This window comes from Trichothermofontia sp. (assembly GCF_053493415.1).
In genome coordinates, this window is the sequence record NZ_JBRCAD010000189.1 from 1 (window position 1) to 26,037 (window position 26,037).

Here is a 26,037-nt window from a genome sequence, read left to right on the forward strand (position 1 = left end):
CCCTACCGCCCCCCCCTCCCTACCGAGCCTGTCGCTGCGCGATCGTACTTTCGTGTGGGGCCAACGCACTTACCTGATGGCGGTGTTGAATGTCACGCCAGATAGCTTCAGCGATGGCGGCCAGTTTAATTCTCTGGAAACCGCTGTTAGCCAAGCCCACCGGCTGGTTGCAGCAGGGGCCGATATCCTCGATATTGGCGGCCAATCGACCCGACCGGGGGCGGTGACCGTTACTGAAGCCGAAGAGCTAGCGCGGGTGATCCCCGTGATAACAGCCCTGCGATCGGGCTGGGGGGACTATGAACCGCTCAGTCTGCCAATTTCCGTTGATACCACCCGTGCCAGTGTGGCCCAGGCCGCGATCGCCGCTGGGGCTGATCTCATCAACGACATTTCGGCGGGCACCTTTGACGACCAGATGCTGGCCACCGCTGCGGCTTTACAGGTGCCGATCGTCCTGATGCATCTCCGAGGCACCCCCCAAACTATGCAACAGTTAACGGATTATCGTGACTTAATCGGTGAGATCACGATGTTTTTAACAACCCAGGTGGCAGCCGCCCAGGTCGCTGGGATGCCGGGTTCCCACCTCATCCTTGACCCAGGGATCGGGTTCGCCAAAACCGTTGAACAAAATGTACACATCCTGCGCCAATTGCCCCAGTTACGCGCTCTTGGCTATCCTCTCCTGATCGGCCCTTCGCGGAAAAGCTTTATTGGCCACCTTCTTAATGAACCCGATCCCCAACAACGGGATTGGGGAACCGCTGCCGCCTGTTGTGCCGCGATCGCGGGTGGCGCGGATCTGATTCGTATCCACGACTGCCAAGCCATGCAGGCGGTCTGTCGGGTTGCGGATGCGATCTGGCGACGGTGAACCCAAGGGGCATCACACCCCTGCCGCCCCACTTAGGCTTCAGGCGTCATGCCCCGCGTCAAGGCCCAAGCGCAATCTTTACAGCCGTTCCCTCCCGCATGCAGTCCGGTCAAGCCTGGTCAACCAGGGGCATAAGCCCCTGGTCTGTACCTCACTCAACGAAATATGGAAGTGCGGTAGTGTTAATCTTCCGGGGCATTAGGGTCAATCGCTAGGAGCGCTCCACCTCAATCATGGCTGCCGAGGCCAGACAGGGAGCCAGCTTCTAGGTTTAGGGAAACCCCTAGCCGTTGCGAGAGCCACACTTCAAACGATCGCATCGGCGAGCGGCGCAGGGCTTCCCCCGGATCAACCATTGGTTCGACCAAAATGGTAAACATGCCCAAGCGATTCCCCGCCAGCACATCGGTGAACAGGCGATCGCCCACCATTGCGACCTGCTCCACGGGCAAATCCATTGCCTGCACGGCCTGCCGTAACTTCCGTCGCGACGGCTTCGTGGCACCCAGGGAGTAGGGAATATCGAGGGCTTCCCCAATCCGCCCAATGCGGGCGGCATTCAGGTTATTGCTCACCAACCACAGTTTGAGGTGGGGGCGTAGGGACGCGATCCAAGCTTGTAAGGCATCCGAGGGATCAGTAGACTGGAAAGGAACCAACGTATCGTCTACGTCCAGGATCAAGCCCTTGAGTTGATATTGGCTCAAGCGATCGAGGCTCAGTTGGAGGATAGTCCCTCCCAAAACCAGGTCGGGTTGTAACAGTGCGCCCCAGGTCATAAGCTCTGTGGGGAAATTTTCCAGCAGGTAAGTCAGCGGTATCAATGTCTAGTGTTGCACATTGCCCGGTGTTCCTGGCAGGGACCCGGTGATTAGAGTTGCACACACGGCCTAAGCTGGATACCACTTCCCCGGCTGTCGTCCGCCTCATTCCGGTTGCTCCGGTGGGATGGGTGTTAAAAGTAAGCACATTCCTATTCAGTAGGCCGTTGTTGTATGAGAAGGCCATTATTGATGAAAAGGTCCGTGGTCATCAAATTGCCCCACCCACCCCTATCCGTAGGGCTGGCAATGGGGTTGGCGCTAGCCTTCAGTCCGCTGCCAAGGGCCACCGCATGGGTCAACTCGGCAGTGATGTTAGCCCAGCCTACGGCGACGATCGTCCCTGCCCCCGCCAAACCCAGTCTGTTGCTGCCGTTACCCCAGGCGTCCCCGAAACAATATGGGCGTCCGCCCCGTCCGCCCCGGGAACCGCGTCCCGTGCCCCAACCCACCACACGGGGAGAAGGCAGCCAACAGGCCATTCAGGCGATCGAGCAGGAGTGGACTGAGCAGTACGATCAGCAGTTGAGTCGCATCCTCCCTAGCCCCAGTCTGGGACCGGCGGATATTGCCCGTAAGCTGGCTGAACTGAAGCAACAGACGGGCCAAACCCCGGCTCTCCTCTATGCGGCCTCACGCCCGGATCACCTGGAAACGATTCTGGTGACGCCCGCTGGCAAAATTCTGCACGAAACGATTCCCGCTGCCGATGCCGAGACCCTGGCCGACACCCTGCAAACCCTCCGCCTGGAGGTTGTTGATCCCGCCTCTTCGCCCAATGTTTACCTGCCACCGGCTCAGCAATTGCATGACTGGCTTATTGCTCCCTTTGCCGCAGAACTGGAGGCCCAGGGAGTTGATACCCTACTGCTGTGCGTGGGGCCGGGGTTGCGCACGGTCCCCTTTGCGGTGCTCCATGATGGGCAGCAGTTTTTAGTCGAAAACTATAACTTTTCCCTAATTCCTGCGTTTAACCTCCTGGCGACGGGTTATCACCCTTTGCGATCGGCGCAGGTATTGGCAATGGGGGCATCAGAATTTTCCCAACAGAGTAGCCTACCGGCTGTGCCCCTGGAATTAGGCGCGATCGCCCAAGTCCTATGGCCGGGGGTGGTCTTTCTCAACCAGGACTTTACCCCCAATACCCTAGTCCGGCAGCGGCAGCGCCAGCCCTTTGCGATCGTTCACCTCGCCACCCATGCCGAATTTCAGCCAGGCGCCTTGGAGAAGTCCTATATCCAATTTTGGGATCAACGCTTGGGCTTGAATCAAATCCCGGCGCTGAATCTGGATCATCCCCCCGTCCAGTTGCTGGTGCTGAGTGCTTGTCGCACGGCCTTCGGCGATCGCCAGGTGGAACTGGGGTTTGCGGGGTTGGCTGTCGAAGCGGGGGTGGAGTCGGCGATCGCCAGCCTTTGGTATGTCAGTGACGTGGCGACGTTGGTCCTGATGCGCCAGTTTTATGCCGATCTCAAGCAAGCACCGATTAAGGCCGAAGCCCTGCGCCAAGCCCAGGTGGCCATGCTCACAGGTCGGGCTAAATTAACCCGTAATGACCCGATTCAACAACAGTTGCAAGTCTCGCTGCCCCCCGAAGTGGCCGCCTTTGAAAATGCGGCCCTCTCCCATCCGTACTATTGGGCCGCCTTTACCGTCATTGGTAGCCCCTGGTGAGGCCCGCTTGCCCCCCAGCCTCTCAGGGTGTAGTGACGACTGTAGTCGTCAACGCCCCCACTGCTTGGCTTTTCAAGCCCGTGCGATAGCGGTAGTCACACGCATTCGGACATGGCCAAGGCTGTGATCAACAAGGGGCTTACGCCCCTTGTCCTAACCTGAATGACGATGGCTATAACATCGCCCGCTCCCAACCGTACAGGGGGCACTCCCTGGGGTTGCCCTCGCCCCAACCCCTAACTTAAAATTCAGAAGAGAGCTATCCTTTTTTCAGGATAGGCGGCGATCGGGGTGTAAGCCGAGATAGATAAGTGACTGTCATACTGAGAATCGCTGGGTTGCCGGTTAGCAGCGTAGCCCTGCGAGCACTAGGTCGCTGACTGCCCTATCCCCACTCCTCATTAGCGTGTATTTACTTGACCTAGCGCCTTGTCTTGCCCAACTGCTTGCGCTGGATCGCCGACGGTCAGCTAGGCGTTGTGCCCTGCTTGGACCGGGAAATTGGGATCACTCGATACCCTGCTGGCTGCTCAGGGATGCTTAAGGACACCGAATTTTATGCCAAGCCTGCCCTCTATCTGTTTACTGATCGATACCAGTGCCCTACTGGCGGGCAAAACCCGTGAATGGCAAGACTACGCTAAGGTGGGAACCTGCTATCTACCGCAAGTGGTTTTGGATGAGCTGGAATTTCTCTGCGATCGCGCCGTGGAGCCAGCCCAGGAATTAACCGCCCGTGAGTTCCGCCGGTTTTATCGCCACAGTGGGTGGCAGGTGACAACGGCAACCGCTAGTCATCCCCACCTGCAAGGCACCCGTAGTGGTCGAGAATTGAGCAAAAAGGCTCGCCTATTGCTGGAAACGGCGGCGGCGGCCTATGGGCTAGCCCAAACGGTTCCAAACCAGTTGGTGGTGGTGGTCTCGAATGATCAAAACCTGCGGCGGCGGGTGGATCATCTCAAGGAGCCTAATCTCTGCACGGTTCCAGTGGCTAGTCTGCTTCAGTGGGCACGATCGCAGCAGCGCCCCCCGAATGTGGTGCAAAAACTCCAGGGAATGCTCCAAACCGAGTCCGTCCAGGCCGGGATGCTGAATATGGGAACCCCTAAAACCCCGCTGCCCACCCCTGAGTCGGAGTGGCAAGGGCAACTCCTCTCGTCCCGTACCGGACGGGGCCGCAGTACCATGACCCCATCCCGCCGTCCGGCCCGCTCCCAGGCCCCATTGGTTACCAATACAGCCAAGATCAAGCAGCGCCTCACCCCCACCCAACCGAGCGCGATCGCGCAGGTGTTCTCCTTGACCACGGCCATGACGAGTGCGGTCCTGGCCTTCGCCCTGATTTGGGCCTTAGTCCAGCCCAGCAGTTTCCACCGAACCTGGCGACAATTTGGCCTACCCCCCCTGCCCGGTCAACCGTCCCAGCGTTAGGCGAGGGACTACGCCCACAATGCTGCCTTCGGAACTGTTGCTATATCGCTATGCCGGGGAAACGATCGTCCCCAAACGCCTCTCCCTGGATACGAAACACCGGACGATCGCCCAAACCTTGATCGCGTGTTTTCAGCAATGCCAGGGTCAATCCCAGGAGGACCTCGATCGTCAACTGGCTGAGTTAGAAGGCAGCAGCCCCGACTATCGCCTCAAGCGAGGGCTAGTCCATTTGCTGAAATCTGGTTTCTGTACCTTTACCGTCGTCAGTCCCCTCGATCCACTGGCCCTGCGCCAACGGGTTTTTGCCCAAGCGGCGGCTACGGTGCCAAGTCTCCCCAATACGGCGATCGTCCTCGATCAGTTGGCCGCCACCCTCAGTGCCGAGCTAGGTCAGGAGGTGCTCAGTGACCAAGTGCGGACGGGTCTGTATGCTGATTTACCAGAGAATCGGATTTTGACAGACTTTGAGGCCCCGGCGGCAGATACCCTGCTCCAGCGGTATAACCTCTCCCAGGTACAGGGGATCTTTTACCGGGCCACCCAGGTAACGATTACGGCCCATCGTAATGATCCGGGGGAATATAAGCTCCTGTTTCGCTACCTGAAACTTTTCCAACTCATGGCCTATATTGAGGGAGATGCGGACCACGGCTTCACGATCACGATCGATGGTCCGACCAGTTTATTCAAACCCAGTACCCGCTATGGGCTGGCGATCGCCAAGCTGCTGCCTGCCCTTCTCCATGTGCGCAAATGGCACCTCCACGCAACGCTACAAACCCGAGATACCTATAACCAGCGCCCCCGTACCGGACGCTTTAGCCTCACCGCCGACTGTGGCCTCGTGAGCCACTACCCTGCCGGAAAACCCTACGACAGTATGCTCGAAGCAGCCTTTGTCGATCGTTGGCAGCAATTAAAAACCGATTGGCGACTCGAACGCGAAGTTGACCTGATTCCGATCCCAGGCAGCGTCATGATTCCCGACTTTCGTCTAGTACACCCCGACGGGCGCACGGTCCTGCTGGAAATTGTGGGCTATTGGCGACCGGAGTATTTGCGCAAGAAATTTTCCCAGGTGCGACAAGCGGGTCAGGTTTGCCTGATTCTCGCCATTTCCGAACGCCTGAACCTAGAGAAAGCGGGGATTAACCCGACCCAAATTCCGGTGCCAACGGTGTGGTTTAAGGATAAGTTACAGCCGAAAGCTGTCCTCGCCGTCCTAGAGTCCCTGGCAGCCAACCCTGGAGACTGAGCGGTTAGGCCCACCCCACAGTCCCCTGGACGGCCAATACCGGTCCGAATGTTTACGGTACTAGTTCAGCACAAGCTGGGCCAGAAGTTGCTGTTGGACCTGATCCGGGGGCAGGCTGCCATCGACGCGGAGGAGCCGTCCCCGCTGTTCGTAATAGTCCAGCATGGGCAGGGTTTGCTCAACGAGAGTCTGCATCCGGCGTTCGATAATACGGGGTGCGTCATCCAGGCGTGATCGGGACAGCGATCGTTGCATCAACAGGGTATCGGCAACCTCGAGCAGTACTGCCCAATTCAGCCGTTGCGCCAGTTCATCTAACAGGAAGTCTAGCTCCTCGGCTTGGAAGGCGGTTCGGGGGTAGCCATCCAGAATCCAGCCGTGGGTAGCATCCGGTTGGAGCAATCGGTGGCGGATAAAGGCAATCATGAGTTCATCGGGGACAAGATCACCCCGCTCTAGATAGGGCTGGGCCTGTTGGCCTAACTGGCTCTGGACTGCTATTTCACGGCGCAGGATATCTCCCGTCGATAGCCACGGAATCTGAAATTGCTGGGATAGACGCTGGGCCTGGGTTCCCTTACCGGCCCCTGGCCCCCCTAACATGACAATCCTCACGGTCTTCTCCTTAGTAGTGCAGAAAAGTCAAGACAGTCTTAGGGTGAAAAAAGCGAAGCAGCCAGTCGCCCCGTCATTAACCAGATGCGCGAGCTGTCAAGCATCGCTTCACTCATCGTCGTGTGTAGGTCATAGTCCTTATTGTGAGAAGCCCGATCGCGGGACTGCAATCTACCTCTTAAGAATATGCGGATTACCAGCAGTCATGGGCAAAGCTCGGTCTAGCAACACCCATACCCGCCATTGAGCGGTGATCTGTCTGTGATACAGGGGTGCGTTACTCAATCAAGCAACCCCTCGATCACTAAGCAAGCCGCCTGTCATGACCTCACCCCATAGGATGACGCACTATCCCCCACAACGACACCCAACCGGAGGTAGTCAGCCGCTCGCTCACCGGGCTAAGGTCGCAAGCGTAAACCTCACCCTGAATCATCCTCCCCAACTTGGGAAAACCTATGCCGATAGCAATGTCGATGCCCTTCCTGGCAGGCCTGTTAGTTCTAAGCAACACCTTGGCAGCCTGTGCAGTGTTCCTGCCAATGGCTCCCCAGCCAGCGCCCCTACCAGCCGGGAACATCACCCCGGTCCTGAGCCAATCCCCCCAACCTAGCCTGAACTGGAGTACCATCCTGGGCACCCCCTCGGCTCCCCCAGGCTGGCAGGTGTCTCCCTGTGATAACCCTGTCTTGTTGTGTGTACAAGCCAATGGCCAACTGCTGGGCACGATCGCGGCAATCCGCTATCCCGTCCATTCCGTGCAGCAACCAGGCAGCCGTCCTCCCATGACCGGTGCAGAAATCCCATTCCTTCAGACCTTAGTCGCTGACCACATGGCGGCTATTCAACAGGATCGACAGGGGGCTGATCCCACGCTCACGGTCACAGCAATCCCCCCAACAGCGATCGCCGTCGGCCCACTATCCGGGCTGCGCTATGGCCACACAACAACCCATCCCAGTGGTGACCTCTTTGAGCGATCGGTCGGTTATATGGCAACGGATGGCGAAATGGTTTACGTGTTCGTGACGGGGGTAAACGGGGGAGAGATGACGGGTTCCTTCAGGAATGCAGCCGATCTCGAAGAATTTTTACCCCATCTTGATACCCTCATCCAGCAACTATCCCTATAAAAATTTTCTTTGATTGCAGACGAGGTGAATGGATGCTAACCCAGCCCATTATGAGCGCCATTGTTCTCATGCTGGCAGCCAGCATGGGGCCAACTCCGGTTATTGCTGAGGAGCCAAAAGCAACCCCACAATCTAATCAAGTCAGCCCCAGTCCAGGCGATGATTTGCGGGAAATCGCTGTCCATCTCAAAAATCAAAACTGGCAAGCAGCAGACACAGCCACCCGCAGGATTCTGCACCCCTTCCTCCACCCCAACGGGGACATTTTCGGGGCACCCCAACCCACGAATATTCCACTCGACTTGATGCAGCAGTTAGATCACCTTTGGACAGAGGCCAGTGGCGGTCGTTTTGGTTGGCGCGTTCAACAACACCTGTGGGCAGAGGTCAGCGCCCAATATCCCGATCCCGTAGCCGCAACACAAGCCTTTGGCGATCGCGTGGGTTGGCGACGTTCTGAACCTGACTCAAATAACTTTGTCGCCCCTGAGTGGCTAACCGAACCTGAACTGACCCATACCCTGGCAGCCCCGATCGGACACTTACCGTGGGCCGGGGTTGAGTGGGCACGGATTGAAGCCATGCTCACGGCGCCAAGTTGTGGCAGTTGCATGATTGATGCCCTCTATTTGCAAGGCGATCGCTTTAATCGTTACTTACCCCCCCTATTTAGCTGGATACAAACAGTGCTGACCAATGGCCCAGTATCCTCACCGCCCCGACCCCAATGCCACGATTTCTGAACAGCACTCCCCGCTAAAACGCCCTGACGGCTCCCCCCAGAGCTACCCGTCTCAATTCTAATGTCCCCCAAATTGCCCCTGGCTAGAGATCCCCCACCACTACCCGCCACTCATACAGGGCATAGGTCACACACTGGTTTTGGATGAGGGGATCTTGGGCCACGATCGCCGCAGCTTCCGCCATCGAAGCCGCCTCAAACAGGAGCATTCCCCCACGGGCATTACCCCAATAACCGGTTTTGGCCCGGTGACCGCGATCGATCAGGGTTTGCACATACTGTTTATGGGCCGGGACATACTGATCAAAGGTTGCTTTGTCCACAATACCGGCTTCAATCTTGACGAACCAGGGCATCGTACCCCCCCAGGCAGATGGACGAGTTGGGTCGGCGTCTTGTTAGCGCTATCACACTTGAACGGATCGCTTTTCAGCCTCGCCAGCGATCGCACATTCAATATATCGTAGATAGGGATGACCACCTTTATCGCTGGTCTCTAGGTCATCAATCAAAGCACCGCTTTAAACCGGTTAGGCTTGAATGCGGCAATGGTTCGGCTCAGTTCCCATCAGCCTTCTTCCAGCAGCTCAGTCCCCTTTTACCGTCAAACCCCTCGCAGGAGTTACCCTCTGTCTTTCCAATCGATTACGATTCCCCCCCAAACTGATCAGCCCGCCCAAGGATTGATCGTGATGTTGCATGGCTGGGGTGCCAATGCCCAGGATTTAGTACCGATCGCCCCCCTCACCAACCTGCCCCACTATCAATTCATCTTTCCAGAAGCACCCTATCCCCACCCCTATAGCTTCGCCGGCAAGATGTGGTACGACCTAGAAAGTCCAGATTACCAGGGTTTACCCGAAAGTCGGGAGCAACTGCGGGACTGGCTGCAAACCCTGGAAGGATCAACCCACATCCCCCTAGAACGGACGATCCTCAGTGGGTTCTCCCAAGGCGGAGCGATGACCCTGGATGTGGGTTTGGATTTGCCCTTAGCAGGCTTGGTCTGTTTTAGTGGCTATTTGCACCCGACCGATCGCCCGACTGGTGTGTCCTACCCCCCTGTCTTAATACTCCACGGTTGTCAGGATCAGGTGGTGCCCCTCCGCGCTGCCGAACAGGCTTACCATGCCCTGCAAGCTTGGGGCGTACCGGTAGAATATGAAACCTACGAGACGATGGGCCATGAAATTCAGCCAGCGTTGTTGACGCGAATGCAGACGTTTATTCAGTCGTTACCGCAGTAGGCTTCAAACGCAGTCGATTCGCCTACGGAAACACGACGCGGACGTAAAACGGTTGGGGGGGCACTCATCCTGCTTGCCCCCCCAACACCCCAGACAGCTATCCTACACTCAATAGCCCCCATCCTTCACTATGCCCCATACACCCAGTACCTATACCGGTGGTTGTCACTGCGGAGCTGTACGCTTCCAAGTGACCGTGGCCGACGATCGCCGCGTTTACGACTGCAACTGCTCGATCTGCCGGAAGAAAGGCTTTCTACACCTGATTGTGCCACCGGAACAGTTCACCCTCCTGCAAGGGGGAGATAATCTAAGCACATATACCTTTAATACGGGGATTGCCAAACACCTATTTTGTCGGACCTGCGGCATCCACGCGTTCTATCGCCCACGATCGCACCCGGACCAGTTTGATGTCAATGTCCATTGTTTGGATGGAGATGTCGTCCCCCAGTTTGAGATCGTGCCCTTTGATGAAGCCAATTGGGAAAACAGCATCGACACTTTAACAAGCGGGTAAGGCACTCCAGTAATCACCCCCGTAAGCGACGGGTGAAAAGACACTGCTGAAAGTACGGTTGCTATCTTCCTTTGCAAGCTCAAAAAGGACTCAACAGTTGTGGACTTTACAATTCAGCAGGCCCTCGTGCCCACAGAAGCTGGCTATAGCACGCTCGATGTACAAGTTGTTGCTGGTCGAATTCACGCGATCGCGCCCCAGTTACCCCTCATCGGCACACCCGTGGATGGCCGTGACCAACTCTTGTTACCGGGGTTTGTCAACGCCCATACCCATTCCTCCGAGATTTGGCAACGGGGCAGCATCCCCCCGCGCCCCCTGGAACTCTGGATCGCGGAGTTATATGACTTTGCCCCCCTGGCCCCGGAGCAAATCTACTGGGGTGCCCTCGCTACTGCTGTAGAAACCTTGTTATCCGGGGGCACGACCGTTGTGGATCACCTGGTCCTGATCCCTGGCCAAGAATTAGCCACGATCGCAGCGGCGATACAAGCCTATCAAGACGTTGGCATTCGCGCCTTTATTGGCCCCCTCATTCAGGATCAGCCCCTGGCCACTAGTCTCCCCCAGGGGCATGGCGCGCCCCTTTCCACCGCCAATCCTTACTCGACCCAAGCCATCCTGGACCTCATCCAAACTGCCATTGAACAATTTCATAACCCGACTGCGGGCATTCACCTGATGCTAGCCCCCACGGGTCTGCAACTTTGTTCCGATGCCCTGATTACGGGCTGTGTAGCCCTGAGCGATCGCTACGAGCTTTGCCGCCATGCCCACCTCCTGGAGACCAAAGCCCAACAGCTCCTCGCCCAGGAAAAATACGGTTACAGTGCTGTCACCCATCTCAAACACCTTGGCTTTTTGGGCGATCGCACCTCCCTGGCCCACTGCGTTTGGCTCGACGAGGCCGATATTGACCTGTTGGCCACTACCCGCGCCACCGTTGTTCACAATCCCCTCAGTAACCTCCGCCTAGGGAGTGGGATTGCCCCCATCCTACGGTATCGACAAGCGGGCGTGAATGTGGCCTTTGGCTGTGACGGTGCCGCCAGCAACGACGGCCAGGATTTATTAGAAGCGATCAAGATAGGCACCCTGTTGCACAACACCACCGACCTCGACTATCGCCACTGGATCACCCCCCGCCAGGCGATCGCAATGGCCGCCCTAGGGGGGGCAACGGGACTGGGCATGGCGGCTGAATTCGGCTCCCTCAGCGTGGGTAAACAAGCCGATCTGGTCCTATATGACCTGCAAAATCTGTCGTTACTTCCCCACACCGATGCGATCGGCCTCCTGGTCTATGGTCGTCCCACCCAAGTGGTACAGGCCGCGTGGGTGGCAGGCGAACCCGTTGTCACCCAGGGACAGGTAACCCGCGTGGACACCGCAGCGCTCCGCCAAGCCTTGTCAGACCAGAGCCAGTGGAGTTACGCCCGCTCGTCGCCAACAGTCAGACAACTCGAAGCCCACTATCGATCGGTCATGCAACTGCCCTAATGCCCCTAGTCGTATTCCTGTCAAATCCAGGTTCTGCCCATGATTCTGTCAAACCACAAAACCGCCCCCTCACTTTGACACCGTGAGCAGACCGTAAAGCAGTCGTCTATGATAATCTAAAAATAGGGTTTGTCTAGCCCTATGAGTAGATTGGGAATTAATACTCATGCAACTAGCATCAGGCAAAGCCCTGCTTAGGGTAGTGTTTGTCTGAAGCCCAACCTGAGGGAAGCCCTCAACAAGGGGCACCCTGAGGCACAATTGAAGCGAAAAGAATGACCTACCCGGCCAGTCCTAGGCGGACCTGTTCGGGGTTGGGGAGTTGTCGCCTTAGCTTGTTGAGCGCACTGCGTTCCAACTGGCGTACCCGTTCTCGCGAGAGGTGGAGATGTCCGCCAATGTCGGCGAGCGATCGGCGTTTGCCATCTTGCAAGCCAAAGCGAGCAATCACCACTTCGCGCTCCCGCTCGGTGAGGGTTTCCAGCAGGACAGAAATCTGTTCCCGCATGAGGGTGAAATCCATCACTTCCGCAGGAGAAGCCTGGTCAGACTCTAGCAAATCCCCTAATTCGGTATCTTGATCGGCTCCAACCCGCAGATCAAGGGAGATTGGGATGGAACGGCGTTGGTGGGTCATCAGGCCCTCCAGGTCCTTCTGGCTCACCTCCAGTGCCTCTGCAAGTTCGGGCAGGGTCGGCTTGCGCCCAAGTTCCTGGGTTAAGGTCTGGGTGACACTCTTCACCTTATTGAGTTTTTCGGTGATATGGACGGGTAGGCGGATGGTGCGCGAGTCCTGGGCGATCGCGCGGGTCATGGCTTGGCGAATCCACCAGTAGGCATAGGTGGAAAAGCGGTAGCCCTTCATCGGATCAAACTTTTCGACCGCTCGACTCAGGCCCAAATTGCCTTCCTGAATCAGATCCAACAGTTCTAAGCCCCGTCGTTGGTACTTCTTAGCCACAGCCACCACTAGCCGCAGGTTGGCCTGTACCATTTTGTCTTTGGCCCGCTGGCCGCGATCGATGACTCGTTTTTCCTCTGGCGTGGGACTGTTTTTGTCCAGCAGGGGCATCATCGCTTGGACTTGTTTGCCCAGGATCACTTCTTGCTCTGGGCTGAGGAGGGGCACACGGCCAATCTCGCGCAGATAGGTTCTAATATCGTCAACTTCAGACATGGGAGTAGATTGGGATTGGGATTGGGAATTTTTGGGCACACTGTACCACTTCTTCTAGAAATCAGACAGGGGCCGTCCCAATTGATACAAATTGCAATAATTTACCGGGCGCCCAGTCTTGACGGCATTTGCGCACCCACGTTTGCGCACCCGCGCCCTAGGAGTAGGGGGTCTGGACCGTGATCGCTGTCACCCCTACTGGGTTAGACCCATCACGCACCGAGAGCGCACGAATCACAAGGGAAGACCTCCCCTATCACGGCGATTCCCCACGATCAGGCCGATACTAGGATCATCAAACTGCAAACCACGGGTGCGTCCCCCCCATGCAAAGCCTATCCCTCTCTCAAATCGTTGAACAGATTTTCCTGACCCACCGCATTAACCGCGCTGACCAAGCCCTACTCATGGCTGCGTTGTTGGACAAAGAGTCGATCAGTGCGGAAGAGAAGCGCCTAGTTGATCAGGTGTTCGAGGGTCTGAGTCGAGGCCTTCTCCGCGTAGCCTAGGGCCAAGTATCCGGATGGAGCAACCTCGAAAGAGGTAAGGGCCAACCCGCCAGTGGTGACTCAGAATAGCGCTAGGATGGAGTCTCAGTCGGGTGAACTCTCAGCATCGGCTCCTTAAATCGCCGATCGCTGGCAGCCCGTCTGTTTTGGTCACGTCTATTTCGGTTAGATTCTGTCAGAGCGTCACGGTTGCGTATGAATTATCTTGTTGCTGTCCTCCGCGATCGCATCCAGGCTGAGGCAGCCTACTCCGCCCTGGAAGCTGCCGAATTACCCATGCAGCAAATTAGTATTGTGGGTCGCGGCTATAAAAGTGCGGATGAGCTCGGTCTACTTGATCCCATTGAGCAGGCCCAAAAACAGGCAAAATTAATGGCTTTCTGGCTAATTCCTTTCGGGTTTGCAGCGGGGGTAACCTTTAGTTTGATTACTAATTTAGACACTTTTGCCTGGGCAGGTGAAATTGGCAATCATATCGTGGGAGGCATCTTAGGGGCCTTGTCAGGCGCACTAGGAAGCCTGTTTGCAGGTGGGGGAGCCGGACTGATTTTAGGCAGTGGGGATGCCTTGCCCTATCGCAACCACCTTAATGCAGGTCGGTATTTAGTGGTGGTCAAAGGAACCCCTCTGCTCACTGAAAAAGCGACGGGAATTTTACGCAAATTCGAGCCAGAAAATCTACAGGGCTATGTGGAGCGTTGAGCAATTTTCTGACAGCGCTGAGTGGATGGGGAAAAGTGGATTAGACTAGAGGTGATGTGGCCCCGTCCCCCTGTAAGTTGCTTACCCATGTCCAGAAAATTACCTGGTTTCGGCTTTTGGTTACAGTGGACTTTCGCGACCCTAGTCGGGCGGTTAGTTGGGCGGCTGGCGGCTGAGTGCCTGACTTGGATCGGGGGGCATAATCCGGGGGTCATGCCGCTACGAATGCTCCTACTGGGAGGGGCGATCGCGCTTTGCCAATGGTGGGTGCTGCGGCCCTTTCTACCCCGTGCTCGCCTGTGGCTAGTAGCCACCACACTCGGCGGCGGTGTGACCGGTATTGCAACGATTTTACCGGGGTTAGCCCAGTGGTTAGTGCTACGACGCTGGGTGCCCCGGGCCGGGATCTGGATTGGGGTAACGGCGATCGCGGGGATCAGCAGTTGGCTACTGGTACAGCTCGCAGCGGGGATGCTCGGTGTTCTGGGTACTCAGCCTTGGCACATTCCCCTGGCACGGCTGACCGGTGATGTTCTCGAAGGTTGTCTGACGGCCTCCGTCATGGTGGCCCTGCTACGCCAAAAGCGCCTCAATTTGGGTCAAGCGCCAACGAGTCTGGTGGCCATGCCCTATCGAGAACTCGACCTTCACACGGTTTTGCAACCCCGCTAGGTTAGGGGTTGTTCACTAGGATCTTGCCATTTCAGAAGTTCTGCCGTAGTTTCAGTGAGGGTATATCTTGAAGCATGAGACGCGTTATGCTGGTGTTTCATGACGTAGTTGGACTGGTGGTGACACCAGTCGTCCCTATCTGAGTCGTCATTCGGAAGTGAGCTATGAATCCTGAGATGACCGAAGGTGTCGGCACTGACACCGAAAAAAAGCAAGTAGACGTGAGTGTTGAGGAGCCAGGAACATTGGCTAAACTATCCGCTGCTGGAAGCAAAGACCAGTGGCAGCAAATTCGGGATCAGGTAAAAGCGATCCTATCGGAGCTGCCTGAGTACGTGGGTGAATTCTTTGGGGAGTATCGGCGACCGATCGTCACGATCGCCCTGATCCTGACAGCGATTATCACTGTGAAGGTCACGCTGGCCGTGCTGGATGCGCTCAATGACGTGCCCCTACTCGCCCCGACGTTTGAGCTAATTGGGATTGGCTATGCGGCCTGGTTTACCTGGCGCTATTTGCTCCGGGCCAGCAACCGGGAAGAGCTACTGCGCGAGATCAATAGCCTCAAGAACCAGGTCCTAGGGGTTGGGAAGTAGCCCTTAGGTATTTGCAAGCAGCTGGCCGTTCCCACACTTTAACTGCCCTAGCCGCTGCTCCCCGTGAGGGGAGAAGGTTGGTTTATGGCTTGGTATGGAAATTTGGTATGTTGATGGGGGTAAGACCCTTTCGGCATCTCAGGGGCGCAACTCTGACCGAAGCGAGAGTAGTCACAAAACCAAAGACAATCAAAAAATGCAGGCAGCACAGGGTGAAGGTTTCTGTGCTGCCTTTTCAAGTTTCTAGGACGCAACTCCCCGCGATCGCGCTTAGCTGACACTAGCATGCGGTTGTAGTGACGACTAAAGTCGTTACTACGAGCAGGTTACAAGCAAATGATTAGGGGCAGGCAGGATGCCTACCCCACAAGAGATGGGAGCCTTGAGCGGGCGACTATTGGACGCTGCCGATCGCGGGGGATTCGATGGGCTTGATCAGGAAAAGCCGCAGGAGTTGGTTTAGGTTCGACAGGTAGAGCGGTAGCTTCTGTATCGCCTTGACGGGGGCCGGAGCGTCAGAGTTGGCAATTTCACCCAGTTTGGCGTTGTTTGCACAGCATGTTTCCAAGCGATCGTAGAATTCGGGATGATCCACATCCAGGATAATTGGGAATACCCGTGCTGAGGTTTCGTTGGTCTTCTCGATCACGTACTTGTCGTACTCGCGGGCATCGAGACCGATCGCCCGGTAGAAGTCAGCCCGTTGCACATCATTGAGGTACATGGTGGCAAACACCGACAGCAGGAAGAACCGACACCAGAGCTTCGGCGGCACCAGAATCACCATGAAGTAGCGGCTCCAAGCCTTCGGTGACAGGCTCTTGGGAATTGCCTTTAGCTTTTGCCAGAGGGTGCGTTGCTGGTTCAGCATTTGGGGCTGTGCCCGCATGATCGCATCGAAGAAGTCGCCGTGGCGGTTTTCGTCTTGGCACCAGTTCTCAAAGAAGCGGAAGATGGGATAGATGCGATCTTCGGGGTGGGCTTCCAGGTGGCGATAGATGGTGATATAGCGCCAGTAGCCGATTTTCTCCGACAGGTAGGTGGCGTAGAAGATAAATTCGGGTTCAAAGAACGTGTACTTGTGGTTTTGGGTGAGGAAGCCTAAGTCCAGCGACAGGTTGAAATCCGACATCGCCTTGTTGAGGAAGCCCGCATGACGAGCCTCATCACGGGACATCAGGCTAAAACACTCGGCCAGAACCGGGTTTTTATCCTTGAGCTTGCGGCTGAGTTCCTTGTAGAGCAGGAAGCCGGAGAATTCAGCGGTACAGGAGCGCTCCAGAAATTCGATAAATAGCCGCCGAGTATCGCCATCCAGGTGATCCCAGGATTGATTAAACTCTTCATCCCGGACAAAGTGGTGCCGGTTATAGTCGGCACGGAATTCTTCGAGAATGGCCCGCAGTTCCGGTTCGTTGACGGAAATATCCATTTCGGCCATCGCTTCAAAGTCGGTAGTGTAGAAGCGGGGCGTCAGGATCGTCTCCTTGGCAGGGACCTTAATCCCAGGCCGGAGTTCTTGGAAGGATTCTTGAGCCGAAGCTGTTTCTGTTAAACCGGTTTTCTTGAGAGAATCTACCATCTGTTTCCTTTGCCCAAAGGTAAAGAACACTGCGCATCTTTCCCAGTCTACCAAGGCGTATCCCGCAATTGAGAGCTAACACATTAAGAGTTGCAACATAATGTAAATATTTCATAGGTGTGGGTACGGAATGGAGTTGCTTGGGATAAGGATTCGTTGGTCGGCTGGATTGAGGTGAGGTATAGAACTGCAAGCATGGTAAGGAGTTGGGCTGAGTTACGCGCGATCGCTAACCTCATCAATAGTTGCCTCTGCTGACCTGTTTTGGTAGGCAAGCAGGCACGGCGTCACACTTGCTTGGGCCGAGGGGTAACATTTTCCCTGTAGTTTCTTAACCTGTCTTCAAATTCTCAGCAGTTAGAACAAGGCGGCGATCGCGGCGGCGGGCAGGCGGGACGCCTACCCCACAATCCCCCTAACGGTGAAGGGGACTGGCGTCAGGTTCAGGCGATCGCTCACCGGGAGCGCAGGACCTGCCCTGAGGACTGCCAGGAGAGGTGGTAAGCTGATCCCAACAGCATTGACCTAACCCTACTATTAGCCGGGACTAAGGCACCTGATCCAGGGATGAGGATTCTGTTAGTCGAAGACGATCGCCAACTGGCAGAATCGTTGACCGAAGCGCTCATGATGCAACAGTACGTCGTGGACTGGGCACACGATGGGGAGTTAGCTTGGGAAAAGCTGCAACAGTTTGTCTATGACCTAGTCCTTATGGATGTGACGTTGCCCAAGGTAGATGGGATGCGGCTTTGCCAGCAGTTGCGCGATCGTGGGTATGTTGTCCCAATCCTGATGTTGACAGCCCGTGATACCAGCGTTGATAAGGTGATGGGGTTAGATGCCGGAGCCGATGCCTACATGGTGAAACCGTTTAACTTGCAGGAGCTTTTGGCGCAAATTCGCGCCCTGCTGCGGCGGGGTCAAGGCAGCAGTGCCTCGATCCTGCGTTGGGGGGATCTGTCGCTCAATCCGAGTAGCTATGAGGTTGCTTACGGGCGATCGCCCATTCGCCTCACGGCAAAGGAATTTGCCTTGCTTGAAGCCCTTCTACGCTATGGCAAGTTGGTCTTGAGTCGCAGCGCCATTATTGAACAGGTTTGGACGTGGCAAGATTCGCCGGAAGAAGACACGATCAAAACCTACATTAAAAATTTACGGGCCAAACTGAAAGCGGCGGGTGCCCCTAAGGATTTGATTGAGACGGTGCATGGTATTGGCTATCGGATGAAGCCGTTAGATTAATGAGATTAAACGGGTCAAGGGTATCCATCGATCAAAAAGACCGTTGTGGGGTAGGCAGCCTGCCTGCTAGATGAGATTTTAGATTTTGGGATTTTAGATTGACTAGCTCTTGTGGGGTAGGTAGCCTGTCTGCCACCCAGACAAATGTTCAGAGAACCTGGATATTTTCCCCGATTTCTCCACAAAGTTTCCCCGGAAATTTCTCCCTGGCTCTTCTAGGCTAGGGCATACCCTTTATGGACACTCTGGTTCACTTATCTGTTTCACCGTTTCACCTATCTGGTTTACCTAGCGATTAACGGTTAATCGTAATTGCAAACAAAATCTGTAGCATTTGATGCAATTTTAATCCTAATTCTACCTCGTTGTAAAGGTTAAAGTGATGAAAATTCAGAGACGGCATTTTCTCCGGTTGGGTGCTGGGGCTGCGCTGGCGATCGCGGCTCATGGTTGTTCCCAATCCCAAACGCAAATTACAACCAGCTCTCCTAGCGCGACCAGTAGTGAGAATCCCGGTAAAATCGCGATCGGGTTTTGGCCCGTAGCCTCTGGTTTACCCCTCTTTGTCGCTGATAAGAAGGGCTATTTTCAGGAAGTCGGCCTAGATGTTGAAGTGGTAAAGTTTGCTTCCCCGAACCAGGCAGCAGAAGCCCTGATCGCCGGACGGATTCAAGGCACCGGCAATGGCGTCGCCAGTGGGGTCTTGGGCCTGGCAGAAATTACCTCACCGGGCCTCTTTAAGATCCTGGCTGCGAACCCTAGCAACGTTGAGTATGTGCTTGATCAGGTGATTGTGGCGAAGGATAGCCCCATTCAAAGCATCAGCGATCTTAAAGGCAAGACGTTTGCAACCGGACCAGGGGCGCAAAATCTGGCGATCGCCGAGGCCATTCTTGAAGCCGCAGGGGTCAGCGATCCCCAAGTCCAACCATTGGAAATTCGGCAACATGTGGCTGCGATCGAATCTGGACAGATTGATGCCGCCTATACCCTAGAGCCAACGGGAACCGTCGGCGACCTGAAGGGAATTACCCGCGTTTTAGAGAATGGGGTTGTCTCGAAATATATTTTGGGTGACCCCCGTGCCCCCTGGTTTGGGGGAGCCGCCGCCATGAGCAGTCAGTTTTTGACCCAGTATCCAGCCACAACCGCACTCTATACCCAAGCCTATCGGCGGGCGATCGCGGATATCCGTAATCAGCCGGATGAGGTGCGTCAATATTTGGTCGGTTACACCGCGATCGAAGGTGAATTGGTCAATAAGGTTCCCCTAGTGGGATATACCTTGTACGACGAATTTAAGCCAGAAGATGTGGCCTATTTTCAGAAATTTTTTGACTTCATGACGGCTAAAGAGGTTTTTGCCAAATCCGTGGATGTTTCTGAACTTCTCTATCGGCCTACTTAAGAAGCTCTTTTCAAAAGGACGATCGCGATTAAAACCGCAACTATCAGCGATAGCGCTCTGACGATTCGACAAGCGTCTCTAAGTTTGTAGTAGCGTCTATAGTTGTCAAAGCAGTAGCCTTTCCATCCTCCCCAACCCTTCCTCAAAAGGAGCACGGGTGAGTCAGCGCAAAATCACCAGGTTCTAGTGATGAATAGTCCGACGACACTATCCACGATCGCGCCGCCAGCGTCGTTTATTTCGGTCAAGAATCTCTGTAAATCCTTTGCAGGGGCACCGCTTTACCAGAACTTTAATCTGGATCTACCCAATAATCAGTTGGTTTCAATTTTTGGGCCGAATGGTTGTGGTAAGTCTACCCTCATCAATATGATCAGTGGCCTGATTCCCTGCGATAGTGGGGATATTCAGATTCATGGTAAGCCGATCCGCCGTGCCCGCATTGGGTATGTTTTCCAAAATTATCGAGATTCCATGTTTCCGTGGCTGAGTGCCTACGATAATATTGCCTATCCCCTGCGAATCAAGGGGGTATCTGATCGGGATTGTCGCGATCGCATTAACCAACTGATTGAAACCTTCAATATTCGCCTGGATCTGCGGCGTTATCCCTATAGTTTTTCCGGGGGACAGCAACAATTAGTCTCTATTTTACGTGCCCTAGTGGCTAATCCGGAGGTCCTCTTTTTGGATGAACCCTTTTCAGCCCTAGATTTCGAGACAACCCTCTTTGTGCGCGATAAGCTTCAGGAAATTTTCATGGCAACGGGTATTCCCATGCTGATGGTGGTGCATAACCTTGAAGAAGCGGTTTTTTTAGCAGATACGATTTTGCTCCTCAGTAAACGGCCCACCCATTTGGTTGAGGCCGTTCCCTTTACGCTTCCCCGTCCCCGTACCCCCGATACCCTGACCTCGCCCAAATTCATTGAGGTGAGCCGTCACTGTTTAGATATTTTTCGTCAGGAGATGCGGAAATAATGGCTACAATTGTACGTTCCGATCGCTCCCGTTCCGGCTGGCAATTTCTAAGCGATTGGCTCGATCGCGGCTTACCCCTGGTGGGCGTATTGGTCTTGTTTGGCGTATGGTGGTTAATTGCCGTTTCGGGTTGGGTAAACCCGGTCCTTTTGCCCACCCCGATCGCCACCCTGGGTACCCTAGTGCGCGGTATGTTTAGCGGCACCATGCTCCCCGACTTTTGGGCAACGGTGTTACGCACGTTTAGCGCCTTTTTACTGGCAGCCGTTATTGGTGTTCCCGTGGGGGTTGCGTTGGGTAGCTCGGAAAAGCTCTATCGCAGCGTTGAGTTTTTGATCGACTTTTTCCGCTCTACACCGGCCAGTGCCCTAATTCCCATGTTTATTCTCTTTTTTGGGATTAGCGATTTCTCAAAAGTGGTGATTGCCGCCTTTAGTGCCCTGTTATTGATTATATTTAACAGTGCCTATGGGGTAATGAATGCTAAGCAGTCCCGTATCCTAGCTGCGAAGGTGATGGGGGCCAATCACTGGCGTATTTTTAAGGATGTTTTGCTCTTAGAGAGTCTCCCACAAACGTTTATTGGCCTCCGGAGTGGGATTAGTATTGCGCTAGTGATTGTGATTGTTGCAGAGATGTTTATTGGCACTGAGCAAGGCTTGGGTAAACGCATTATTGATGCACAACAGATTCTGAATGTCCAGGATATGTATGCCTCTATTCTGGTCACTGGATTTTTGGGTTATTTCCTCAATATGCTCTTTCTGGTTTTGGAAAAACGGCTGGTTCATTGGAGTGGCAAATAATTCGCCTATTCCAACGGTAGGCGTATCGTGATAGTCGTGCCTTTCCCTTCCTGGCTGGCGATCGTCCACGCCCCTTGGTGTAATTCCACACTGGCTTTGACCACCGCTAAACCCAATCCCGATCCCGTGATCGTGCCCACATTACTGGCCCGGAAGAAAGCATTACCCAAATGGATATGCTCCGTCTTAGGAATCCCGATACCCTGATCCTCGATTTGAAGGGTCAACCCCTGGGTATCGCTCGTCAAGGAGACTTTAATTTCAGACTGGGGGGGAGAATATTTAGCCGCGTTGCTAAGGAGATTAGTCACCAGCGATCGTAGGAGTTTTTTATCCAGAAAGGCTCTGGTAACGCCGGCTATTCCATCAACTGTAATGGTTTGGGTAATACCGAGTTGTAGTTCTTCCAGGATGGCTTGCAAAAACGGTTCCACCTCCAGGAGTTCAGGGTGAAAGTCTAATTTACCAACCTCGGCTCTGGTCAACAGTAAAAGATCGGCAATCTGTTGGTGCATCCGTTTGGCAGTGCCATAGATCCGTTGGATACTGGCTTGCTTTTGGTCATCACTGAGAGCCGCATAGTTAAGCTGAAGCGATTCACTCGAAACCAGGATTGTACTGAGGGGTGTGCGTAACTCATGGGAAGCCATCGAAAAGAAGCGGTTGCGGAGTTGGCTTAAGCTTTGACTTTGCTCTAATTCCCGATTTAATTGGTGTAAAAATAGCACTAATCCCAAGGTGAAAAGTAGCCCAACGATCAAAATTGCGATCGCGCCATAGTGGGTATCAACCACATAATTAGCGGAAGGCGTAAACTCGATCGTCCACTGTCGCTGCCCCACCACGAGTACCTGGGTACAGGTGGCGGGCTGGGGACATAGGGATAATTGCCTTGGGTTCAAGGCGAAAGGGGCTTCCCCGGTGGTCACTTGCTTCTGCTTGGCCTCGTATCGTCCCAAAAATTGAGAACGCCCCTGAGCGCTGCGATCGTAAAGGCTAAAGTCAATCTCGTATTGCAACCCTTGCAAGGACTCTTCCACCACATCGGAAATCCGAAAGACACCGACTAAAACGCCCGTAAACTGCGACTCTCCTGCGGAGACACGACGTAAACTCGGCCCTGGTTGATCACCCGGTCTTAGGGTTAGTGCAATCAGTGGATCACACATTGAACGTGGGCTAGCCGTCTCGGCTATCTGGGTGGCCGGCAGGATGCCGACCCCACAACTATTTTGCGATCGCGTGTTTTTCGAGGGCGCGACAATCGGTTGATACAGCGGTTGAAAAACGAGAAAACCAAACTGGTTACGTTTTTCCTGGACTAAGCGAATCCGCCCGGTGGCCTGAAGGGTGCCCGTCTCCCGCGCCTGGGCGATCGCCGCGGCCCGGATCGGGTCCGAAGCCAAGTCATAGCCTAGGGCTGACTCGTTCCCCACCCAAGGTTCCACATAGGTGACCGGGACATACTCAGGTCGCCCCCCCGCCTGCCGTAACCGTTGATCGCGGCCCAGTTCCGTGATTTGAAAACCCAGATACCCTTCCGCCTTGAGGCGATGTTCGTAGGCAGAACGTTCCTGATCGGTCACTAGGGGTGCCCATTCCAGCGCTTGAATACCAGGATGATTCTGGAGCGATCGCTGCACAAAGGCCGCAAAAGTCGCACGATCGATGGCGGGGGACTGCACCGCATAGTAATCGCCTAAAAATGCCAGCACATCCGTATAGCGGTTGAGGCTGCGTTGCAGGGCCGTGGTCAGGTTTTCAATCTGGCGCTGAAAACGCTGTTGCCGCCGCGCCAGTTCCCATTGATTCACCACAACCGCCAGCCAGGCCGATACGCCCACCCCCACCCCGAGTGTCAAGCCAATCATCAGGCGGTAAGACGGATAAACCTTCGGCATTCTCCTGTGCGCGTAGCGTCTCCACCGGCGAAAGGGGCAAGGCGACTACCTGCTTTCAGCCGCGATCGCAGGCCATCCCGGTTTCACTGCCACCATACTGCCCTGGAATCGCGATCGACTTTGTCGCAACCATTACGGTTGCCGCCTGTTGAAAATATTTTTGCTGGGGATTTCCGGATAGAAGTGGCGCAATCAGAAGAGTGGAGTGGTAGATGCACCCTGATTTTAACGCCCTGATTCGCAATGCGGATTGGGGCTTTTTTAGGTAAGAGGCCCCTGATGGGCAAGCTGTGCAACCCTCAGATATTTCAAATAATAACAGAAACTTATTTTTTAACCGGTAGTCTGTTTACTCATTTTAAACAATTTGGCAAAAAAATAATCCGGGTGCCCCGTTCTTCCCCTAACGGCGGTTGAGAAGCTGATCAATCATGCGGTTAGCCTGGGAGCCATAGCCCCCGCCAAAAAGATTGAAGTGATTGAGAAGATGATACAGATTGTAAAGGACTTGCCGACGATCATAACCGGGGGCAATCGGCAAGACTTCGTTGTAACCCTCGTAAAATGGGGCTGGAAAACGTCCGAATAGCTCAGTCATGGCCAAATCGACTTCGCGATCGCCCCAATAGGTTGCCGGGTCAAAGATCACGGGTTCACCCTCAGTCGTAATCGCCGCATTACCCGACCAGAGATCACCGTGGACAAGGGAGGGTTGGGGGTGATGATCCGCCAGCAGTTGGGGAACCGCCTCTAATAGTTCCGCCTGACGCGGGAAGTGCCCCCCCCGACGCGACGCTAACTGAAACTGAAAGGCCAAGCGATGGTCTCGGAAAAAAGTCGTCCAATTCGGTGTCCAGGGGTTAGGTTGGGGCGTGTCACCGATGGTATTATCCCGGTCCCAGCCAAAGTAGGCTTCCCCTGGGGACGATCGCCATTGGTGCAGGGCCGCCAACTGTTGGCCCATCGTTCGCCAACTTGCCGGGGTCCCCGCTCCACCCAGGTCCAGGTATTCCAGCACCAAGTAAGCCTGCGCCCCCGTCACCCCACAGGCGATCGGTCGTGGCACCCGAATCGTTTGGGTCTGCAACAGTTGCGCTAGTCCCAATTGCTCGGCATCAAACATATCGATCTTGGCGGCGTGGTTGAGCTTGACAAAGTATCGTGCTTCTCCCTGGCTGAGTAAATACGCTTGATTAATGCAGCCTCCCCCCAGCGATCGCGCTTGCGGCTGGGGCAAAGGCGTTCCAGTTACCTGGGTAATGTGTTGAGCGATCGCAGTCCACATGGTCAGTTGTCCTTATGGTTCAGTTGTCCTTGCAAGATGGGCAATCGGGCATGGCAGTTGCCCGATAGTGGACAGATAGACCCATGCTCCCTCCCAGCGGGCTGCTAAATTTTATCGGGATTTTCCGGTTATTATCTAGGGCAAGGTCACCACCGACTGAGACCACAGCTAGGCAACCTGTAGATAAAACATTTACTCCCTCACCCACCCACTAAGACACCCAAACCCTCAGACATTCAGATGCCATGTCTCTGCCAGAATCCAGCCACTTTCCCTTAACGGACGATCTCACCATTTGTCGAGTCCTAAATGGCATGTGGCAAGTCTCCGGTGCCCACGGTCCGATCGCGGCGCAACCCGCGATCGCGGCGATGTTTCCCTACGTTGAAGCTGGCTTTACAACCTGGGATCTGGCGGATCACTATGGTCCAGCGGAGGATTTTATTGGCGAGTTTCGGCGGCGCCTGCGGGCCGAACGGGGGGAGGGGGCACTGGAGCAGGTACAAGCATTTACCAAATGGGTACCCCGGCCTATGCCCATGACACGGCGGGTTGTGGAGGAAAATATCCAACGATCGCGGCAACGGATGGCAGTGGAGGCGCTGGATTTGCTGCAATTTCACTGGTGGGATTATAGCGATCGTAATTATCTGGAAGCGTTGCGTATCCTCACCGATCTGAAGACAGAGGGCTGGATTAAACAGATTGCCCTAACCAATTTTGATACAGTACACACCAAGACCATTTTGGATCAAGGCTTTCCGATCGTCTCCAATCAAGTACAGTTCTCGCTAATCGATCGGCGTCCCCTGCAAAAAATGGCTAGCCTCTGCCAACAATACGATGTGAAGTTATTAGCCTATGGCACCCTCTGCGGGGGGTTACTGTCGGAGAAATATGTGGGCGCAGCGGAACCCAATCGGGCCAAATTGAATACGGCATCCCTGCGCAAGTACAAGAACATGATCGATGCCTGGGGCAATTGGGAACTGTTCCAAAAGTTACTGGTGGTCTTACAGAAAATTGCCCAGAAACATGGGGTAACAATTCCCAATGTGGCCGTGCGGTATGTGTTGGAACAACCAGCGGTGGCGGGGGTCATTGTCGGGGTACGACTAGGCGTATCCGAGCATTTGACGGAAAATGCCCAAGTGTTTAATTTCAGTTTGGATACGGAGGATTACGATCGCATTGCAGCGGTCTTGGAGAAATCTCAGGATCTCTATCGCCTGATTGGTGACTGTGGGGATGAGTATCGCTAGGTAGCCCACTCCCGTCGTCGTCGATCGCAAGACAACTGTGGGGTAGGCATCCTGCCTGCCCCTGAGAACGCCGAGACGGCAATCCCCGAATTG

The 26,037-nt window shown here is 54.9% G+C and carries 25 protein-coding genes; 18 read left to right on the forward strand and 7 right to left on the reverse strand.

All coding sequences use genetic code 11. From position 1 onward, the window contains the following. Positions 1–877, forward strand: an 877-nt coding sequence (folP, locus tag ACWIUF_RS16570; protein ID WP_448573631.1) for a dihydropteroate synthase, incomplete at its 5' end; no start/stop codon positions are given. A gap of 227 nt (positions 878–1,104) precedes the next feature. Here folP and ACWIUF_RS16575 read toward each other — a convergent pair. Then, positions 1,105–1,656, reverse strand: a complete 552-nt coding sequence (locus tag ACWIUF_RS16575; protein ID WP_448573632.1) for a YqeG family HAD IIIA-type phosphatase — start codon at positions 1,654–1,656, stop codon at positions 1,105–1,107. Positions 1,657–1,902: 246 nt separating this feature from the next. On the opposite strand from ACWIUF_RS16575, the gene ACWIUF_RS16580 reads away from it, so the two are divergent. The 3 genes from ACWIUF_RS16580 (at position 1,903) to ACWIUF_RS16590 (ending at position 6,061) form a co-directional block, all read left to right on the forward strand. After that, positions 1,903–3,372 carry a CHAT domain-containing protein gene (locus ACWIUF_RS16580; RefSeq protein ID WP_448573633.1) on the forward strand — a complete coding sequence of 490 codons (1,470 nt, stop codon included), beginning with the start codon at positions 1,903–1,905 and terminating at the stop codon, positions 3,370–3,372. Positions 3,373–3,930: 558 nt separating this feature from the next. Then, on the forward strand, positions 3,931–4,803 hold the full coding sequence (locus ACWIUF_RS16585) for a PIN domain-containing protein (protein WP_448573634.1): 873 nt from the start codon (positions 3,931–3,933) through the stop codon (positions 4,801–4,803). Positions 4,804–4,822: 19 nt separating this feature from the next. Then, positions 4,823–6,061: a DUF790 family protein gene (locus ACWIUF_RS16590; protein WP_448573635.1), complete on the forward strand. Its 1,239-nt coding sequence runs from the start codon at positions 4,823–4,825 to the stop codon at positions 6,059–6,061. Between the two features lie 60 nt (positions 6,062–6,121). Here ACWIUF_RS16590 and ACWIUF_RS16595 read toward each other — a convergent pair whose 3' ends face one another. Continuing rightward, positions 6,122–6,676: an adenylate kinase gene (locus ACWIUF_RS16595; protein WP_448573636.1), complete on the reverse strand. Its 555-nt coding sequence runs from the start codon at positions 6,674–6,676 to the stop codon at positions 6,122–6,124. Between the two features lie 458 nt (positions 6,677–7,134). Between ACWIUF_RS16595 and ACWIUF_RS16600 the strand changes: the two genes are divergently transcribed. Then, the gene (locus tag ACWIUF_RS16600; protein WP_448573637.1) at positions 7,135–7,809 is read left to right on the forward strand and encodes a hypothetical protein; all 675 of its coding nucleotides are present in this window, start codon (positions 7,135–7,137) and stop codon (positions 7,807–7,809) included. A 32-nt stretch (positions 7,810–7,841) separates the two neighbouring features. Continuing rightward, positions 7,842–8,552, forward strand: coding sequence for a GUN4 domain-containing protein (locus ACWIUF_RS16605; RefSeq protein ID WP_448573638.1), 711 nt, complete (start codon positions 7,842–7,844; stop codon positions 8,550–8,552). A gap of 82 nt (positions 8,553–8,634) precedes the next feature. Here the strand turns inward: ACWIUF_RS16605 and ACWIUF_RS16610 are convergent, their stop codons facing one another. Then, complete coding sequence (locus ACWIUF_RS16610; protein ID WP_448573639.1) at positions 8,635–8,907, reverse strand: YciI family protein; 273 nt, start codon at positions 8,905–8,907, stop codon at positions 8,635–8,637. A gap of 294 nt (positions 8,908–9,201) precedes the next feature. Between ACWIUF_RS16610 and ACWIUF_RS16615 the strand changes: the two genes are divergently transcribed. The 3 genes from ACWIUF_RS16615 (at position 9,202) to ACWIUF_RS16625 (ending at position 11,818) form a co-directional block, all read left to right on the forward strand. Beyond that, positions 9,202–9,798, forward strand: coding sequence for an alpha/beta hydrolase (locus tag ACWIUF_RS16615; protein WP_448573668.1), 597 nt, complete (start codon positions 9,202–9,204; stop codon positions 9,796–9,798). Between the two features lie 130 nt (positions 9,799–9,928). Further along, positions 9,929–10,318 (forward strand): GFA family protein, encoded by a 390-nt coding sequence (locus ACWIUF_RS16620; RefSeq protein ID WP_448573640.1) that lies wholly within the window; start codon positions 9,929–9,931, stop codon positions 10,316–10,318. A gap of 99 nt (positions 10,319–10,417) precedes the next feature. After that, positions 10,418–11,818, forward strand: a complete 1,401-nt coding sequence (locus tag ACWIUF_RS16625; protein WP_448573641.1) for an amidohydrolase — start codon at positions 10,418–10,420, stop codon at positions 11,816–11,818. Positions 11,819–12,098: 280 nt separating this feature from the next. Here ACWIUF_RS16625 and ACWIUF_RS16630 read toward each other — a convergent pair whose 3' ends face one another. Next, positions 12,099–12,995: a sigma-70 family RNA polymerase sigma factor gene (locus ACWIUF_RS16630; protein WP_448573642.1), complete on the reverse strand. Its 897-nt coding sequence runs from the start codon at positions 12,993–12,995 to the stop codon at positions 12,099–12,101. Between the two features lie 326 nt (positions 12,996–13,321). Between ACWIUF_RS16630 and ACWIUF_RS16635 the strand changes: the two genes are divergently transcribed. The 4 genes from ACWIUF_RS16635 (at position 13,322) to ACWIUF_RS16650 (ending at position 15,474) form a co-directional block, all read left to right on the forward strand. Then, positions 13,322–13,504 (forward strand): hypothetical protein, encoded by a 183-nt coding sequence (locus ACWIUF_RS16635; RefSeq protein ID WP_448573643.1) that lies wholly within the window; start codon positions 13,322–13,324, stop codon positions 13,502–13,504. Positions 13,505–13,699: 195 nt separating this feature from the next. Next, complete coding sequence (locus ACWIUF_RS16640; protein WP_448573644.1) at positions 13,700–14,206, forward strand: hypothetical protein; 507 nt, start codon at positions 13,700–13,702, stop codon at positions 14,204–14,206. An 87-nt stretch (positions 14,207–14,293) separates the two neighbouring features. Then, on the forward strand, positions 14,294–14,878 hold the full coding sequence (locus ACWIUF_RS16645) for a hypothetical protein (protein WP_448573645.1): 585 nt from the start codon (positions 14,294–14,296) through the stop codon (positions 14,876–14,878). A 164-nt stretch (positions 14,879–15,042) separates the two neighbouring features. Beyond that, a complete protein-coding gene (locus tag ACWIUF_RS16650) occupies positions 15,043–15,474 on the forward strand; it encodes a CAAD domain-containing protein (protein WP_448573646.1) in 432 nt (143 codons plus the stop codon). A gap of 394 nt (positions 15,475–15,868) precedes the next feature. On the opposite strand, the gene acsF is transcribed toward ACWIUF_RS16650, so the two are convergent. Then, the gene (acsF, locus tag ACWIUF_RS16655) at positions 15,869–17,056 is read right to left on the reverse strand and encodes a magnesium-protoporphyrin IX monomethyl ester (oxidative) cyclase (RefSeq protein ID WP_448573647.1); all 1,188 of its coding nucleotides are present in this window, start codon (positions 17,054–17,056) and stop codon (positions 15,869–15,871) included. Positions 17,057–17,623: 567 nt separating this feature from the next. Between acsF and ACWIUF_RS16660 the strand changes: the two genes are divergently transcribed. The 4 genes from ACWIUF_RS16660 (at position 17,624) to ACWIUF_RS16675 (ending at position 21,496) form a co-directional block, all read left to right on the forward strand. Further along, entirely contained in the window at positions 17,624–18,301 is a 678-nt protein-coding gene (locus ACWIUF_RS16660) for a response regulator transcription factor (RefSeq protein WP_448573648.1), read from the forward strand. Between the two features lie 382 nt (positions 18,302–18,683). Continuing rightward, complete coding sequence (locus ACWIUF_RS16665; protein WP_448573649.1) at positions 18,684–19,709, forward strand: ABC transporter substrate-binding protein; 1,026 nt, start codon at positions 18,684–18,686, stop codon at positions 19,707–19,709. A gap of 189 nt (positions 19,710–19,898) precedes the next feature. Next, positions 19,899–20,690, forward strand: coding sequence for an ABC transporter ATP-binding protein (locus ACWIUF_RS16670; RefSeq protein ID WP_448573650.1), 792 nt, complete (start codon positions 19,899–19,901; stop codon positions 20,688–20,690). Beyond that, on the forward strand, positions 20,690–21,496 hold the full coding sequence (locus ACWIUF_RS16675; RefSeq protein WP_448573651.1) for an ABC transporter permease: 807 nt from the start codon (positions 20,690–20,692) through the stop codon (positions 21,494–21,496). Before ACWIUF_RS16670 ends, ACWIUF_RS16675 begins: the two co-directional genes overlap by 1 nt. Before the next feature lie 5 nt (positions 21,497–21,501). On the opposite strand, the gene ACWIUF_RS16680 is transcribed toward ACWIUF_RS16675, so the two are convergent. Further along, a complete protein-coding gene (locus ACWIUF_RS16680) occupies positions 21,502–23,397 on the reverse strand; it encodes a CHASE domain-containing protein (RefSeq protein WP_448573652.1) in 1,896 nt (631 codons plus the stop codon). A gap of 403 nt (positions 23,398–23,800) precedes the next feature. Continuing rightward, positions 23,801–24,682, reverse strand: coding sequence for a fructosamine kinase family protein (locus ACWIUF_RS16685; RefSeq protein ID WP_448573653.1), 882 nt, complete (start codon positions 24,680–24,682; stop codon positions 23,801–23,803). Positions 24,683–24,927: 245 nt separating this feature from the next. Here ACWIUF_RS16685 and ACWIUF_RS16690 point away from each other — a divergent pair, with 245 nt between their 5' ends. Beyond that, a complete protein-coding gene (locus ACWIUF_RS16690; RefSeq protein WP_448573654.1) occupies positions 24,928–25,944 on the forward strand; it encodes an aldo/keto reductase in 1,017 nt (338 codons plus the stop codon). Positions 25,945–26,037 lie beyond the last annotated feature (93 nt).

Excerpts from the sequence above, each read along its gene's own strand:
- ACWIUF_RS16590 (WP_448573635.1), top strand. The coding sequence starts at position 4,823 with ATGCTGCCTTCGGAACTGTTGCTATATCGCTATGCCGGGGAAACGATC.
- ACWIUF_RS16665 (WP_448573649.1), top strand. The coding sequence starts at position 18,684 with ATGAAAATTCAGAGACGGCATTTTCTCCGGTTGGGTGCTGGGGCTGCG.
- ACWIUF_RS16670 (WP_448573650.1), top strand. The coding sequence starts at position 19,899 with ATGAATAGTCCGACGACACTATCCACGATCGCGCCGCCAGCGTCGTTT.
- ACWIUF_RS16650 (WP_448573646.1), top strand. The coding sequence starts at position 15,043 with ATGAATCCTGAGATGACCGAAGGTGTCGGCACTGACACCGAAAAAAAG.
- ACWIUF_RS16690 (WP_448573654.1), top strand. The coding sequence starts at position 24,928 with ATGTCTCTGCCAGAATCCAGCCACTTTCCCTTAACGGACGATCTCACC.
- ACWIUF_RS16620 (WP_448573640.1), top strand. The coding sequence starts at position 9,929 with ATGCCCCATACACCCAGTACCTATACCGGTGGTTGTCACTGCGGAGCT.
- ACWIUF_RS16645 (WP_448573645.1), top strand. The coding sequence starts at position 14,294 with ATGTCCAGAAAATTACCTGGTTTCGGCTTTTGGTTACAGTGGACTTTC.
- ACWIUF_RS16610 (WP_448573639.1), bottom strand. The coding sequence starts at position 8,907 with ATGCCCTGGTTCGTCAAGATTGAAGCCGGTATTGTGGACAAAGCAACC.
- ACWIUF_RS16635 (WP_448573643.1), top strand. The coding sequence starts at position 13,322 with ATGCAAAGCCTATCCCTCTCTCAAATCGTTGAACAGATTTTCCTGACC.
- ACWIUF_RS16660 (WP_448573648.1), top strand. The coding sequence starts at position 17,624 with ATGAGGATTCTGTTAGTCGAAGACGATCGCCAACTGGCAGAATCGTTG.
- ACWIUF_RS16605 (WP_448573638.1), top strand. The coding sequence starts at position 7,842 with ATGCTAACCCAGCCCATTATGAGCGCCATTGTTCTCATGCTGGCAGCC.
- ACWIUF_RS16575 (WP_448573632.1), bottom strand. The coding sequence starts at position 1,656 with ATGACCTGGGGCGCACTGTTACAACCCGACCTGGTTTTGGGAGGGACT.
- acsF (WP_448573647.1), bottom strand. The coding sequence starts at position 17,056 with ATGGTAGATTCTCTCAAGAAAACCGGTTTAACAGAAACAGCTTCGGCT.
- ACWIUF_RS16640 (WP_448573644.1), top strand. The coding sequence starts at position 13,700 with ATGAATTATCTTGTTGCTGTCCTCCGCGATCGCATCCAGGCTGAGGCA.
- ACWIUF_RS16675 (WP_448573651.1), top strand. The coding sequence starts at position 20,690 with ATGGCTACAATTGTACGTTCCGATCGCTCCCGTTCCGGCTGGCAATTT.
- ACWIUF_RS16585 (WP_448573634.1), top strand. The coding sequence starts at position 3,931 with ATGCCAAGCCTGCCCTCTATCTGTTTACTGATCGATACCAGTGCCCTA.
- ACWIUF_RS16600 (WP_448573637.1), top strand. The coding sequence starts at position 7,135 with ATGCCGATAGCAATGTCGATGCCCTTCCTGGCAGGCCTGTTAGTTCTA.
- ACWIUF_RS16630 (WP_448573642.1), bottom strand. The coding sequence starts at position 12,995 with ATGTCTGAAGTTGACGATATTAGAACCTATCTGCGCGAGATTGGCCGT.
- ACWIUF_RS16680 (WP_448573652.1), bottom strand. The coding sequence starts at position 23,397 with ATGCCGAAGGTTTATCCGTCTTACCGCCTGATGATTGGCTTGACACTC.
- ACWIUF_RS16685 (WP_448573653.1), bottom strand. The coding sequence starts at position 24,682 with ATGTGGACTGCGATCGCTCAACACATTACCCAGGTAACTGGAACGCCT.